Raw genomic sequence first — 12,479 nt, forward strand, 5'->3', positions numbered from 1 at the left:
CGGACCGAAAACGCCGTGGCCTAAAGACCGGGCCTTCCCAGGCCGGTGCAGGGCTGGCGCACTAAGTCGAGGCGAGTGGCCGCGTCGACCCCAAGAACCGCGGGCCGAATATGGCCGCGGCAACTCCTTCGGTTAGCCATCATCATGACAGTCAGGGCGTGCGCTTTGCGTAATTGCCCTCAGGAGAAGGATCACATCCATGAGGCCTGTTTATCTGGACAACAACGCAACGACACGGGTCGATCCTGAAGTCGTTCAAGCAATGCTGCCGTTTTTTACCGAGCAATTCGGCAATCCTTCGTCGAGCCACGATTTTGGTGTTTCCGCCGGGGCGGCGGTGAGAAAGGCGCGCCTGCAGGTGCAAACGCTGATCGGCGCGGAGTTCGACGACGAGATCACCTTCACCTCCGGCGGGACGGAAAGCGACAACACGGCGTTCCTTTCGGCGCTCGGGGTGATGCCTGAGCGCACTGAGATCGTGACTTCCGCAGTCGAGCATTCGGCCGTGCTGACGCTTTGTGCCCACCTTGAGAAGACGCGCGGCATCAAGGTGCATAGGATTCCGGTGGATCGTCACGGCCGGCTCGACCTCGACACCTATAAGGCCGCCCTCACCCCGCGCGTGGCGATCGTCTCGATCATGTCGGCGAACAACGAGACCGGAACGATCTTCCCGGTGGTCGAGCTTGCTGAGTTGGCCAAGGACGTCGGCGCCCTTTTCCATACCGACGCGGTGCAAGCGGTCGGCAAGCTTGCGATCGACTTGAAATCGACCGCAATCGATATGCTGTCTCTCTCCGGTCACAAATTACACGGACCGAAAGGGGTCGGGGCACTTTATGTAAAGCGCGGCGTGCGCTTCTGTCCGCTGATCAAAGGGGGACGCCAGGAGGGCAACCGCCGCGCGGGCACGCAGAATACGCCAGGCATCGTCGGCCTCGGCGTGGCAGCCGATCTTGCCTTGAAGTTCATGGACGACGCGAACACACGGGTAAAGGCATTGCGAGACCGCCTCGAGAAAGAACTTCTCCAGCACATCCCAGACGCCTTCGTGGCCGGCGATTTACGAGCGCGGTTGTCGAACACTGCAAATATCGCCTTTGGACACATCGAAGGTGAGGGCATACTGCATTTCCTCAATCGCGAGGGCATCGCCTGCTCCTCTGGCTCTGCATGCGCCTCCGGCTCGCTGGAGCCGAGCCATGTCTTGGTGGCGATGAATATCCCCGATAGCGCGGCACACGGCGCAATCCGTTTCTCCTTTTCGCGCAACAACGGCGAGGAGGATGTCGACCGGGTGCTCGAGGTCATGCCCGGGATCGTTAAGAAGCTGCGTGACCTGTCCCGGTCTTCACCAGCGACGACGCAACCCCGACCGCCGTCTCCGGCCAAGGAAAATGCAATGCGCAGCTGTTTTGCTGAAAGCCGTGCCATCGATGTCACCGACATCCTCGCCCGGCTGAAGAGCCTGTCGGCTGCGGAGGAGTTCTTCGAGGTCCTTGGCATCTCTTATGATTCGAAGGTGCTCAATGTATCGCGGCTCCATATCATGAAGCGCATGGGCCAGTACCTCGCTGAAGAGGATTTCGCCGGTCTTCCCGACGGGGTGATCGCCGCGCGGGCGCGTGCGACGTTGGAACGCGCTTATGAGGATTTCGCGACATCCTCGCCACTCACGCAACGGGTCTTCAAGGTGCTCAAAGAGCACGATCCGGACAAGCCCGCCACTCGGGACCGCGCCTTTGTACCGTTCGATGCGATCCTGAGGCGTTTCGGGACAGAATGAGCGCGACAAAGTTGCGACGCGACAATGACGAAAAGCCGACAAAACCGGTCATCACGACGGCACCTTCGGAACAAAACGACCCGATCTCAAGGAGGACAGAGCAGCGCAGAACGGTTGGCACGAATGATGCTGCTTAGGAGATGAACGCCAGGGCGGCTTGCGGACTAGAGCCGAGAGGGAAGCAATGCACATTGTAGTCTGTATCAAGCAGGTGCCGGATTCCGCGCAGATACGTGTCCACCCGGTGACGAACACGATCATGCGCCAGGGCGTGCCAACCATCATCAACCCTTACGACCTGTTCGCCCTCGAAGAGGCACTGAGATTGCGCGGCGCCCATGGCGGCGAGGTCACCGTGCTTACCATGGGTCCGCCGATGGCAGAAGATGCGCTGCGCAAGGCGCTCACCTATGGCGCTGACCGCGCGGTACTCTTGACCGACCGCTGCTTTGCCGGCTCCGACACGCTGGCGACGTCCTTTGCGCTTTCTCGGGCAATTGTGAGAATTGGCGAGACCTTCGGCGCGCCGGACATCGTCTTCGCGGGCAAGCAGACGATTGACGGCGATACCGCCCAAGTCGGGCCCGGCATCGCCAAGCGCCTCGGCCTCCTGCAGTTCACCTATGTGCCGAAGATCGCCTCTATCGATCTCGACGCGCGCGAGATCACCGTCAAGCGCCGTTCGGAAGGCGGTACGCAGACGCTGAAAAGCCGGCTGCCTTGCCTCATCACAATGCTGGAAGGCACCAACGAAATCCGCAGGGGCTCGCTCGACGACGCCATGCGCGCCGCACGCAGCCAGATCGTGAAGTGGAGCGCGGCCGAAGCTGGCATTGAGGACCTCACCAAATGCGGCCTGCGCGGCTCGCCGACGGTCGTCAAGCGCGTTTTCGCCCCTACCACGCGGGCGGAAAAGGCGACGCAGATCGACATGACCGACAAGACGCAGCATGGCGTCGCTGACGAACTGATTGCCGCAATCTTCACCCGCCAGCCAGCGCTGGAACACGAACTCGCCTTCGACGGCGGCCAGTGACGGGACGGCAAGGAGAGAGATGTTGAAGGCGAAACGCGAAGCTCCTCCGTCCGCCGGCCGTGCCGGAATCAAGAAGGAATTGCCTGAGCACTTTAGGGACTATCGGCATGTCTGGGTTTTCATCGAACTGGAACGCAGCGAGGTCCATCCCGTCTCCTTCGAACTGCTTGGCGAAGGCCGCAAGCTCGCCGACAAGCTTGGCATTCAGCTTGCGGGAATCGTGCTCGGACCGCCGGGTGAGGCCACCCAGCATGCCGTTGCCGAGGCCTTCGCTTACGGGGCCGACCTTGTCTACCTCGTCGAGGCACCGCTGCTTGCTGACTATCGCAACGAGCCTTTCACCAAGGCGATGACGGATCTGGTCAATACGCACAAACCGGAAATTCTGCTTCTCGGTGCGACCACGCTCGGCAGGGATCTCGCCGGCTCAGTAGCAACGACCTTGCTGACAGGGCTCACTGCCGACTGTACCGAACTCGATGTGGATGTCGACGGTTCGCTCGCCGCGACCCGTCCGACTTTCGGCGGTTCCTTGCTATGCACGATCTATACGCTCAACTACCGGCCGCAGATGGCCACCGTACGACCGAGGGTCATGGCCATGCCACCGCGAACGGATAAGCCGGTTGGGCGTGTCATCCGTCACAAGCTGTCGATGACCGAGGAAGAGATCATTACCAAAGTCCTTGGCTTCAAGCTCGATCGCCAATCGGCAAAGGCAAATCTCGCCTACGCTGACATCGTGGTTGCCGGAGGCCTCGGCCTCGGCTCAGCGGAGAATTTACAGCTTGTGACGAATTTAGCGCGCGCAATCGGCGCCGAATATGGCTGTTCGCGCCCGCTGGTCCAGAAGGGCTGGATGCCGGCCGATCGGCAGATTGGCCAAACGGGCAAGACCATCCGGCCAAAGCTTTACATTGCGGCCGGGATTTCGGGCGCTATCCAGCATCGGGTTGGCGTGGAGGGGGCTGATTTGATCGTAGCCATCAACACCGACCCGAACGCCCCGATCTTCGACTTTGCCCACCTCGGCATCGTCACCGATGCGATCCGTTTCCTGCCGGCATTGACGGAAGCTTTCACCCGGCGGCTGTCGCCGCACAGCCACGACAAGCTTGCGAGCTAAGGGAGACGGCCATGATCGAAGAAGAATTCGACGCCATCGTCGTCGGCGCCGGTATGTCCGGAAACGCGGCCGCCTACACTATGGCAAGACAGGGCCTGACGGTGCTGCAATTGGAGCGCGGCGAGTATCCGGGCTCCAAGAATGTCCAGGGCGCCATCATGTACGCAGACATGTTGGAGCAAATCATCCCGGATTTCCGGAATGATGCGCCTCTCGAGCGGCATCTGGTCGAGCAGCGACTTTGGGTGATGGACGACACCTCCCACACCGGGATGCAGTATCGATCGGATGATTTCAACGAGGCGAAGCCTAATCGCTACACAATCATCCGCGCCCAGTTCGACAAGTGGTTTTCGCGCAAGGTGCGCGAGGCCGGCGCGACGGTTCTGTGCGAGACGACAGTGACCGACCTAGTCCGCAATGCCAAAGGTAAGGTGATCGGCGTGCGCACCGACCGGGCTGGCGGGCCGATCTACGCGGACGTCGTCGTGCTCGCAGAAGGTGTCAACGGACTGCTCGGTACACGGGCCGGCCTGCGCAAGATGCTGAAGCCACAAAGCGTGGCGCTCGCTGTCAAGGAGATGCATTTCCTACCCGATGAGGTCATTGAGCAGCGATTCGGCCTCCAAGGGGACGAAGGCTGCGTGATCGAAGCGGCGGGCACGATCTCCCGCAGCATGGCTGGACTTGCGTTCCTCTACACCAATAAGGAGTCGATCTCTCTGGGCATCGGCTGCCTCGTCTCCGATTTCGCCAAGACAATGGAGAGCCCATACGTCCTCCTCGATGCTTTTAAAAACCATCCTTCGATCCGGCCGCTCATCGCGGGCTCTGAAGTCAAGGAGTATTCCGCGCATCTCATTCCCGAAGGTGGCTACAAGGCAATTCCGCAGCTCTTCGGCGACGGTTGGGTCGCGGTCGGCGATGCCGCCCAACTGAACAACGCTATTCACCGCGAGGGTTCGAACCTTGCCATGACTTCCGGTCGCATCGCGGGCGAAGCGATCATTGAGATCAAGGGCCGCAACCAGCCGATGATCAGGAAGAACCTGGCCCTCTACAAGACCATGCTGGACAAGTCCTTCGTAGTCAAAGACCTGCGGAAATATAAGGACATGCCGGCCCTGATACACACCAACTCCCGAAATTTCTTCATGACTTACCCGCAGTTGATGTCGCAGGCCGCGCAGAATTTCATGCGTGTCGACGGCACTCCGAAAATCGAGAAGGAAAAGGCGACCACTGCTGCCTTCATCAAGGCGCGTTCGCGCTGGGGGCTGATCAGCGATGTGGTCCGCCTGGCACTCGCATGGCGCTGAAGGAGAAACAGGATGACGATCGCTGTGACGAAGTTACGCGTCGAGGAGAAGCTTTATCAGAATCGCTATCTAGTCGATCCGGGCCGCCCGCATATCAAAGTGCAACCGCACGAGAGGCCGAGCGCGAACCTGCTGGCGCTGACATACATCTGCCCGGCCAAGTGCTATGAGGAGAACGACAAGGGCCAGGTGGAGACCACTTTCGACGGCTGCATGGAATGCGGCACGTGTCGCGTGCTTTGCGAGGCCAGCGGTGAGATCGTGTGGAATTACCCGCGCGGCGGCTTCGGCGTTCTCTTCAAGTTCGGATGACTGGCGCAAAGTGCGAGAACGAGAGGTTCGCAAATTGCGGTCAAGACCGTCAATATTGGTCGCAATTACCGACTATGTTTCTCGAACGCAAAATACAAAAAGGGCGCGGGAGGGACCACCTTAGACAACGCTTGAGGTGTTCGCATGGCTCACATGCCTCCAGATCAGGTCGGTGAAATTGGATCACGACACACTCCGCCTGAACCTGCGGTCGAAGCGGTGCGCGGCGCGGACAGCTTGCTCGGGGGAATCTACGAGATATCGAAGGTTCTGACTGCCCCGGCCCGGCTGGAGATTACGCTTACCAATGTCGCGAATGTCCTCTCCTCGTTTATGCATATTCGTCATGGTGCAATCGTCGTCCTGGGCGCTGAAGGACAGCCGCAGATTAGCGCAACCAGCGGCGGCACTGTCACTCAATCAGGCGCCGGCAGCGTCGTACCCCAGGCCGTAATAGACAAAATCGTCGCTACTGGAGTGCCGATTGTCATACAAGACACAAGCACGTCAGAGCTATTCCAGGCTGATCCTCAATCCAGCAGCGGTACGATCGCAACTGCCTTTATCGGTGTCCCGCTAAAGGCTGAGGAAAGGATCTTCGGGACACTATCGATTGACCGCGTCAAGAACGATACTACCATGTTCGGCTGCGAGGAGGACCTACGCTTCCTGGCCATGGTCGCCAATCTGGTCGCTCGGACCATCCGCCTCCATCGCACTTTGAGCACGGCTCGTCAGTCACTTATCGAAAAGCAACCGAGACCAGAGCAGTCGCTCGACGAGGACGGGACCCATCCGGCCCGGCATCGGCATGTCAAGATCGACGGAATCATCGGAGAAAGTCCCGCGCTCAAGCAAGTGCTCGAGATCGTCTCGGTCGTGGCCAGGACCAATTCCACCGTGCTTCTGCGAGGCGAAAGCGGTACCGGAAAGGAGTTCTTTGCACAGGCCATCCATAAGCTTTCGCACAGGAGGGAGAAATCCTTCGTCAAATTGAACTGCGCCGCACTGCCCGAAAGCGTTTTGGAATCGGAGCTCTTTGGCCACGAGAAGGGCGCCTTCACCGGGGCTATCCTGCAGCGCGCCGGCCGGTTCGAATTGGCTAATGGCGGAACCCTGCTGCTTGATGAAATCGGCGAGATTTCGCCTGCCTTTCAAGCCAAGCTGTTGCGCGTCTTGCAGGAAGGAGAACTGGAGCGAGTGGGTGGCACCAGGACCCTAAAGGTTGACGTGCGGCTCATATGCGCCACCAACAAGGACCTCGAGACGGCTGTCCGGAATGGAGAGTTCAGAGCCGACCTCTATTACCGCATCAACGTGGTGCCAATAGTCCTGCCTCCCCTCAGAGAACGCCCGGGCGATATTCCGCGCCTTGCGAAATCTCTCCTCGACCGATTCAACAAGGAGAACCATCGCGATCTTGCCTTCACGCCGTCGGCGCTTGACCTGATCTCGCAATGCTATTTCCCTGGCAACGTGCGTGAGTTGGAGAATTGTGTGCGACGGACGGCCACACTTGCGCGCTCAAAGACAATAAGTCCGGCGGATTTTGCCTGCCAGAACAGCCAGTGCCTTTCTTCTCTTCTGTGGAAAGGAGTCGGCGGTTCGCAAGGCGGCTATGCCGTCGACGAGTTCGCACGTGGCAATATGATGCCGGTTGGGTCACCGCTGCCTGCCATGCGAGGCGGCGCTTCCCACAATGAGGCATCGCCCGGCAAGACCTGCGACCCCAACCATCCCGCCTGCCCTGCAATGAACCCGCGTCTGACGGAACGTGACCGACTAATCGAGGCTATGGAAAAAGCCGGCTGGGTTCAGGCCAAGGCGGCTCGTTTCCTCGGTCTCACGCCGCGGCAGGTCGGCTATGCTTTGCGCAGGCATCGTATCGGCGTGAAGAAGTTCTAAACGTCATTGATGCACCACATTTGGGGGCACGGCTGCTCCCCGCAATAGGCGAAACTGAGACAAACACGGGTACGTTTCGCGACCACGTTTTGTCCGTCGTCGGGGACCTGACACAACCGTGTCGCAGCGAAACGGACACAGCGGGGCACAAAGGCGGACGTAAAGCCAACATTGACGGACAAAACCCGCTTTTGGAGTTGGCATATCTCTTGCGCTCGGACGTGCGGAGTCCACTACGCACGGAGCCCTTCAATGTCCGCACCGATGATTTCGCTGAAGGGCCTTTCCGGCACGACATCCTTCGATCAGTTGCCGGCCAGAGCGAGGTCCGCTGGCTGCGCATCTTCATCCTGCGGCTCCTCCGCAAAGCCGCACGAGATGGACACAGCTGTCTGGGAGAAGATCAAAGATCATCCCTGCTTTTCAGAGGAAGCGCACCACTATTTCGCGCGCATGCATGTGGCGGTCGCGCCGGCCTGCAATATCCAGTGCAACTACTGCAATCGCAAATATGACTGCGCCAACGAAAGCCGGCCCGGGGTCGTCTCGGAGAGGCTGACGCCCGACCAGGCGCTGCGCAAGGTGATCGAGGTCGCCAACGAAGTGCCGCAGCTTTCCGTACTTGGCATCGCCGGACCGGGCGATGCCTGTTACGACTGGAAGAAGACGAAGGCGACAATTGAACTGGTCGCCAAGGAAATCCCCGACATCAAGCTGTGCATCTCCACCAACGGCCTCGCGCTTCCAGACCACGTCGCCGAGCTTGCCGAAATGAATGTCGATCACGTGACGATCACCATCAACATGGTCGACCCGCAGATCGGTGCCAAGATCTACCCATGGATCTTTTATGATCACCGCCGTTATGCCGGCGTCGAGGCAGCCACGATCCTGCACGAACGACAGATGTCGGGGCTGGAGATGCTGACGGCGCGCGGCATCCTCACCAAGATCAATTCGGTCATGATCCCCGGCGTTAATGACGAGCACCTAATCGAGGTGAATAAATGGGTCAAGGAGCGCGGCGCATTCCTGCACAATGTCATGCCGCTGATTTCTGACCCGGTACACGGTACGCACTACGGCTTGAGCGGGCAGTGCGGCCCCACGGCAATGGAGCTGAAGACCCTTCAGGATCGTCTCGAAGGCGGCGCCAAGCTCATGCGCCACTGCCGGCAGTGCCGGGCCGATGCTGTCGGCATGCTGGGCGAGGATCGTGGCCAGGAATTCACGCTCGACCGGCTTCCCGACAAGGTCACCTACGACGCCAGCAAGCGCGAGGCCTATCGGACGGTGGTCGCGCGCGAGCGGGGCGATCGCATGGCGGCCAAGAGCGAGGCGCTCGGGATGGTCAAGACCGCGGGCTCCGGCAAGTCGCTTCTGGTCGCGGTAGCGACCAAAGGTGGCGGCCGCATCAACGAGCATTTCGGCCATGCGAAGGAATTCCAGGTTTACGAGGCCTCGCCGAAAGGGATCAGCTTCGTCGGTCATCGCAAGGTCGAGCAGTATTGCCTCGGCGGCCGGGCCGAGGACACGAGCCTCGACGGCGTCATTTCTACGCTCGAAGGCGTAGACATCGTGCTGTGCGCGAGAATTGGAAATTGCCCCGAGGATCGACTCAAGGAGGGCGGTATCCGAGCAACGGATGCTTACGGGTATGACTACATCGAGACCGCCATCGGCGCGCTTTACGCAGCCGAGTTTGGGGGTGAGCCACTGGCTGCGACGGCCTGAGCCGTCTCATTCAAACCGACCGGAGTTGAAAATGGCCTATAAGATCATCGCTTCCCAATGTACCCAGTGCGGCTCCTGCGAGTTCGAATGCCCTTCCGGCGCGATCAAGTTCAAGGGCGAGAGCTACGTGATCGATCCAAAAAAGTGCACCGAATGCGAGGGGGCCTTCGAAACGCAGCAGTGCGCCTCGGTATGTCCGGTGTCGAAGACTTGCGTCCCCGCCTGACCCTCCATTTCGGCTACCGACCGGGTCAGGCCTCCGAAGGACCATCGACCTCCTGTTGGAAAGCTGCAGCCGAGAGAAAGGAACGGCCATGAGCCTCGGACGCGAAGAGGACATCGAAATCCGTACACCCCCGCGATTCATGCCGGGTGAGCGGGTCCGCGCCACACGCCACATAAAAAATGACGGCACCTATCCTGGCAAGGAGATCGGCGAAAACCTGGTGCGCAAAGGCGACGAGGGCTATGTGCGCGACATCGGCACCTTTCTCCAGCAATTCTACATCTATGCGGTCGAATGGATCGATCGCGGCACCATCGTCGGCATGCGTGCGCGTGAACTCATGAGCCTTGAGACGGCTGGCATTTCTTGCACTGCCGAAATCGATGCTGGTTTTGACGAAGGAACGACCCGATGAGGGTAATGATCCGCAGGACCGGTGCTGGCTTGTCGGCATATATTCCCAAAAAGGATCTCGAAGAGCCGATCATCAAGGTCGACAACGAACACTTGTGGGGTGGGGCTGTGACGCTGAAGAACGGCTGGCGGTTAGTCTTGCCCGACCTTCCGCGGGATACGGCTTTGCCGATTACCGTGGAGGCAAGAAAGATTTCCGACGAGGACTGACTCCGGGTTGACACAAAGAGAGCGGCAAAGGGATACGAGCATGAACACAATGACCTCGGGCCACCTCGTGGTCGTTCGGGACAGTTTTGCCGAAAGGCAGCTTGACCTTTTGAAGAAAGCGCTCGCGGCCGACGAGGTCATCCCCTATCTCGGCCCAGGTCTGCTTGAGATCCGCTCCGCGGGGCCGCCCGTACCGCATACCCCCGAAGCCGTTGCCGCAGCGCTCAACAAACGCACCCCAGCCCCTTCGAAGATTCGCACCAACATGTGGTCGGTAGCGCAGTATATCGAACAGCGCCGGCACCGCCGGACCCTTCAAGTTTGGATGGCCGAAATATTCGCGACCCCTGTGGTTCCGACCATCTTGCATGCCTGGCTTGCAACGCTGCCGCTCTCACTGATCGTCGACAGCTGGTACGACGGTGCTATGCGCGCGGCTCTAATACAGACCCGCCGAACGGACGTCGTCGAAATACAGGGCGTGACACGGGCGCACGAGATCGGTGACATTTGGACGAAAGCCTACGATTTGGCCGGGATATTACTCGAATCCGCACCAGCGGCGAAGACGGTTCTCTACGCCCCTCACGGCGGTGCCAGGCCGGCGGCAAACTTCCTCGTCGCAGATTCCGACTACGTTGAAGTGCTGAGCGAAATCGACATCCAAACGCCGATCCCTGACCTGGTGAAGGAACGGCGAGCCAGCCGTGGTCTATTCTTCCTCGGCTGCCGCTTCAACGATCAGATGCTGCGCACCTATGCCCGACAGATCATGAAGCGCTCCCATGGCCCACATTTTGCGGCAATCGATACAGCAACGCTGACCAGGAACGAGCGGCGCTTCCTTGCAGAAAGGGCAATCACGGTCATTGACATGCCGACGGGTCAAGCGGCGGCCCGTCTGGTCGGACTGGGCAAGACATTGCATGAAAGCAAAAGTGCAATCGCTTGATCCATTCCCAGACGGAGAACACGGCGACCAATGCCGTCAGCTACACCACCTAGGGGGACACGATCCCGCGCCTGCGAATAGCATACATCCACGTCCGCCATTACCGGACCGCCTTGGGATAAGCCCTGCCCGAGGCATGGCGGGCCCCGGTTGCGTTCGTAGCGATGGCAGGTTCCTAAGCCGCGGCTCCCGCGAGGTCGAGCAGTCTAACCGGCGGCTTGAGTCGACGGCGCTCACGCACAGCCTCCAGGTGCGGCCGGTAATGCGGCCTCCCCATTGGTTTGGGCAAGCTTCCGACTGATCCCCTGCATCGCCGGTCGCAAAGAGGTCCGGTTTGCACCGTTAGCGCAGGCCAATATTGTGGCCGCCTAGGCCGTATGCGTCCCTCTCTTCTATTTGGCCTGACTGAACAAGCTTGCACCCGTTCGGGCACGCAGTCCGACCAGGATGCGCGCATCAACATCAAGCCGCATGAACGCGGAGAAAATCCTCATACATCGCTCGCAACCCGGCACCAAGGGACGTTTTGGCTTTCCAGCCAAGGTTACGCATGCGCGTTACGTCCAGTAACTTGCGCGGAGTACCGTCTGGCTTCGTCGTGTCGAATACCAAATTGCCCTCCCAGCCGACCGCCGCCTTGACGAGTTCCGCCACTTCGCGAATCGTGACGTCCTCGCCAACGCCAACATTGATCAGGGGCGCAGTGTCAGGAGCCGTTAAGGCGTCAAAATCTGAATCTGGCAGGCCAAGGAGGAATGCTATGGCATCGCCTACATCCGACGAATACATAAACTCTCGCCGCGGGTTTCCGGATCCCCAGACCTCAACCGAGGAGTCGCCGTTCATTTTAGCTTGATGAAAACGGCGTATCAGAGCAGGCAGAACGTGGCAATTTTTGGGGTCATAATTATCGCCGGGACCATATAAGCTGGTCGGCATCAACGTGAGATAGCGCGTCTGGTACTGCCGGTTAAAAGACCAGCATGATTCGATTCCTGCGATTTTTGCCAAAGCGTAGGGACGATTCGTCGCTTCAAGCGGACCGGTTAGAAGGTATTCCTCACGTATCGGCTGCGGGCAGTCGCGTGGATAGATACACGAGGAGCCAAGGAAAATCATCCGTTCGACGCCGGAAGCGTAAGCGGCATCAAAAACACTGAGTTGAATCGCCAGGTTGTTATGAAGGAAATCGACGGGGGAGCTCGCGTTCGCCAGTATACCACCAACCTTTGCGGCGCACATAACGACGTAATCAGGCCGCCGCGACATGAAGAACCTGCGCGTCTCGCTCCGATCAAATAGATCCAATTCATCGTGAGTGCGAGTTATTATTTCATAGGATCCCAACGCCTCGAGGGCTCTCATCGTGGCGGATCCAACAAGGCCGCGATGGCCTGCTACATAAACTTTCTTCATTTTTTTATTTTCCATTGATCGCGCTCTAAGCGCTCCTTAAGAA

Annotated in this window: 12 protein-coding genes and 1 pseudogene; 12 read left to right on the plus strand and 1 reads right to left on the minus strand. The window is 59.4% G+C overall.

The window, feature by feature from the left end; all coding sequences use genetic code 11:
• Window positions 1-199: 199 nt before the first annotated feature.
• The 12 genes and pseudogenes from nifS to CK222_RS27700 form a co-directional block, all read left to right on the plus strand.
• A pseudogene (gene nifS, locus CK222_RS27645) lies at window positions 200-1,351 on the plus strand (cysteine desulfurase NifS); the annotation flags it as partial.
• 51 nt (window positions 1,352-1,402) lie between these two features.
• Window positions 1,403-1,786: a nitrogenase stabilizing/protective protein NifW gene (gene nifW / locus CK222_RS33160; protein WP_095779859.1), complete on the plus strand. Its 384-nt coding sequence runs from the start codon at window positions 1,403-1,405 to the stop codon at window positions 1,784-1,786.
• 184 nt (window positions 1,787-1,970) lie between these two features.
• On the plus strand, window positions 1,971-2,822 hold the full coding sequence (locus CK222_RS27655) for an electron transfer flavoprotein subunit beta/FixA family protein (RefSeq protein WP_095779860.1): 852 nt from the start codon (window positions 1,971-1,973) through the stop codon (window positions 2,820-2,822).
• Between the two features lie 19 nt (window positions 2,823-2,841).
• Complete coding sequence (locus tag CK222_RS27660) at window positions 2,842-3,948, plus strand: electron transfer flavoprotein subunit alpha/FixB family protein (RefSeq protein WP_095779861.1); 1,107 nt, start codon at window positions 2,842-2,844, stop codon at window positions 3,946-3,948.
• 11 nt (window positions 3,949-3,959) lie between these two features.
• Window positions 3,960-5,267, plus strand: a complete 1,308-nt coding sequence (locus tag CK222_RS27665; protein WP_095779862.1) for an FAD-dependent oxidoreductase — start codon at window positions 3,960-3,962, stop codon at window positions 5,265-5,267.
• Between the two features lie 12 nt (window positions 5,268-5,279).
• The gene (locus tag CK222_RS27670) at window positions 5,280-5,579 is read left to right on the plus strand and encodes a ferredoxin family protein (protein WP_095779863.1); all 300 of its coding nucleotides are present in this window, start codon (window positions 5,280-5,282) and stop codon (window positions 5,577-5,579) included.
• Between the two features lie 144 nt (window positions 5,580-5,723).
• Window positions 5,724-7,484, plus strand: coding sequence for a nif-specific transcriptional activator NifA (gene nifA / locus CK222_RS27675; protein WP_095779864.1), 1,761 nt, complete (start codon window positions 5,724-5,726; stop codon window positions 7,482-7,484).
• A gap of 252 nt (window positions 7,485-7,736) precedes the next feature.
• The gene (gene nifB, locus CK222_RS27680; RefSeq protein ID WP_095779865.1) at window positions 7,737-9,218 is read left to right on the plus strand and encodes a nitrogenase cofactor biosynthesis protein NifB; all 1,482 of its coding nucleotides are present in this window, start codon (window positions 7,737-7,739) and stop codon (window positions 9,216-9,218) included.
• 31 nt (window positions 9,219-9,249) lie between these two features.
• Entirely contained in the window at window positions 9,250-9,444 is a 195-nt protein-coding gene (locus CK222_RS27685) for a 4Fe-4S binding protein (protein ID WP_095779866.1), read from the plus strand.
• Window positions 9,445-9,532: 88 nt separating this feature from the next.
• On the plus strand, window positions 9,533-9,859 hold the full coding sequence (locus CK222_RS27690; protein ID WP_095779867.1) for a nitrogen fixation protein NifZ: 327 nt from the start codon (window positions 9,533-9,535) through the stop codon (window positions 9,857-9,859).
• Entirely contained in the window at window positions 9,856-10,068 is a 213-nt protein-coding gene (gene nifT / locus CK222_RS27695) for a putative nitrogen fixation protein NifT (RefSeq protein WP_067318665.1), read from the plus strand. The genes CK222_RS27690 and nifT overlap by 4 nt, the downstream gene beginning before the upstream one ends.
• 40 nt (window positions 10,069-10,108) lie before the next feature.
• The gene (locus tag CK222_RS27700) at window positions 10,109-11,020 is read left to right on the plus strand and encodes an SIR2 family protein (protein WP_095779912.1); all 912 of its coding nucleotides are present in this window, start codon (window positions 10,109-10,111) and stop codon (window positions 11,018-11,020) included.
• A 462-nt stretch (window positions 11,021-11,482) separates the two neighbouring features.
• Here CK222_RS27700 and CK222_RS27705 read toward each other — a convergent pair whose 3' ends face one another.
• On the minus strand, window positions 11,483-12,451 hold the full coding sequence (locus tag CK222_RS27705; protein WP_095779868.1) for a GDP-L-fucose synthase: 969 nt from the start codon (window positions 12,449-12,451) through the stop codon (window positions 11,483-11,485).
• Between the last annotated feature and the right edge of the window lie 28 nt (window positions 12,452-12,479).

It is taken from the genome of Mesorhizobium sp. WSM3866 (genome assembly GCF_002294795.1).
Classification (GTDB): domain Bacteria; phylum Pseudomonadota; class Alphaproteobacteria; order Rhizobiales; family Rhizobiaceae; genus Mesorhizobium.

Excerpts from the sequence above, each read along its gene's own strand:
- nifW (WP_095779859.1), top strand. The coding sequence starts at position 1,403 with ATGCGCAGCTGTTTTGCTGAAAGCCGTGCCATCGATGTCACCGACATC.
- CK222_RS27655 (WP_095779860.1), top strand. The coding sequence starts at position 1,971 with ATGCACATTGTAGTCTGTATCAAGCAGGTGCCGGATTCCGCGCAGATA.
- CK222_RS27660 (WP_095779861.1), top strand. The coding sequence starts at position 2,842 with ATGTTGAAGGCGAAACGCGAAGCTCCTCCGTCCGCCGGCCGTGCCGGA.
- CK222_RS27665 (WP_095779862.1), top strand. The coding sequence starts at position 3,960 with ATGATCGAAGAAGAATTCGACGCCATCGTCGTCGGCGCCGGTATGTCC.
- CK222_RS27670 (WP_095779863.1), top strand. The coding sequence starts at position 5,280 with ATGACGATCGCTGTGACGAAGTTACGCGTCGAGGAGAAGCTTTATCAG.
- nifA (WP_095779864.1), top strand. The coding sequence starts at position 5,724 with ATGGCTCACATGCCTCCAGATCAGGTCGGTGAAATTGGATCACGACAC.
- nifB (WP_095779865.1), top strand. The coding sequence starts at position 7,737 with ATGTCCGCACCGATGATTTCGCTGAAGGGCCTTTCCGGCACGACATCC.
- CK222_RS27685 (WP_095779866.1), top strand. The coding sequence starts at position 9,250 with ATGGCCTATAAGATCATCGCTTCCCAATGTACCCAGTGCGGCTCCTGC.
- CK222_RS27690 (WP_095779867.1), top strand. The coding sequence starts at position 9,533 with ATGAGCCTCGGACGCGAAGAGGACATCGAAATCCGTACACCCCCGCGA.
- nifT (WP_067318665.1), top strand. The coding sequence starts at position 9,856 with ATGAGGGTAATGATCCGCAGGACCGGTGCTGGCTTGTCGGCATATATT.
- CK222_RS27700 (WP_095779912.1), top strand. The coding sequence starts at position 10,109 with ATGAACACAATGACCTCGGGCCACCTCGTGGTCGTTCGGGACAGTTTT.
- CK222_RS27705 (WP_095779868.1), bottom strand. The coding sequence starts at position 12,451 with ATGGAAAATAAAAAAATGAAGAAAGTTTATGTAGCAGGCCATCGCGGC.